Source organism: Cellulomonas fimi, from assembly GCF_028527925.1.
Lineage (GTDB): Bacteria > Actinomycetota > Actinomycetes > Actinomycetales > Cellulomonadaceae > Cellulomonas > Cellulomonas fimi_C.
Map to the genome: position 1 here is coordinate 1 of NZ_JAPESW010000158.1, position 603 is coordinate 603.

Consider the following 603-nt stretch of genomic DNA (forward strand, 5'->3'; position numbering starts at 1 on the left):
GAATGCAACCAAAACCCGAAATTTGAAGCTTGGCAGCCGCACGCTTTCCGGCGTGCGGCGCCTGCCATTTTTTATCAAGAGGACTAACGACATGGCGACTCCACAGGAAAACCTGCTTGATTGGCTACGTGATGCCCATGCGATGGAGCAGCAGGCCGAAAAAATGCTCAAGGCGCAATCCGAGCGCCTGGAACATTACCCCCAGCTCAAGGCACGGATCGACCAGCACATTGAGGAAACTCTCGGCCAGCAGCAACTTATTGACCAGTGCCTGGCACGTCTGGGCGGCAGCTCATCGACCCTGAAAGACATGGGGGGCAAGCTGATGGCGTTCGGCCAGGCAGTCGGTGGATCATTGATGAGTGACGAAGTCATCAAGGGCGCGATGGCCGGTTACGTCTTCGAAAACATGGAAATTGCCAGCTATACGGCGCTTATCGCCGCTGCGAAAGAGGCCGGTGATTCGGAAACTCTAGCGGCCTGCGAAAAGATCCTGCCGCAGGAAATCGCCATGGCCGAGTGGCTGCTACAGCACTTACCAGAACTGACGCAAGCGTTCCTGCGTCGCTCAGCCGACCCCGACAAAGCAGCCAAGCGCTGACG

The 603-nt window shown here is 57.2% G+C and carries 1 protein-coding gene; it reads left to right on the forward strand.

From position 1 onward, the window contains the following. A partial coding sequence (locus OMK64_RS21470) for a DUF892 family protein (protein WP_272730152.1) occupies positions 1-601 on the forward strand: 601 nt, incomplete at its 5' end. Positions 602-603: the final 2 nt, after the last annotated feature.